General features: G+C 45.6%; 1 protein-coding gene. It reads left to right on the top strand.

Annotation, left to right across the window (positions count from 1 at the left end; translation table 11 throughout):
* Positions 1-138: 138 nt before the first annotated feature.
* A partial coding sequence (locus tag M992_RS15540) for a hypothetical protein (RefSeq protein ID WP_248842543.1) occupies positions 139-241 on the top strand: 103 nt, incomplete at its 3' end.

The raw sequence follows: 241 nt of genomic DNA, 5'->3' as shown, positions 1-241 counted from the left end.
ATGGTGAAACGTATCCTTTAAGCCTAGCCCAAAAAGATCGGTATGGACGAAGTAATTGGCTCTAGCTTTATGACCTGTGACAAGGTTATTGTGTTGTTAAAGCCATTTTTACCCCCCGTGATTTCAAGGAGAGCACCCGTGTTTCAGCATGTAGACGCCTATGCAGGCGATCCGATTCTCTCGCTGATGGATACCTACAAACAGGATCCTCGAGCCGATAAAGTTAACCTTAGTATCGGTC

The sequence above is a fragment of the Moellerella wisconsensis ATCC 35017 genome (assembly GCF_001294465.1).
GTDB classification, from domain to species: Bacteria; Pseudomonadota; Gammaproteobacteria; order Enterobacterales; family Enterobacteriaceae; genus Moellerella; species Moellerella wisconsensis.
This window is presented reverse-complemented; position numbering and strand designations above follow the sequence as displayed.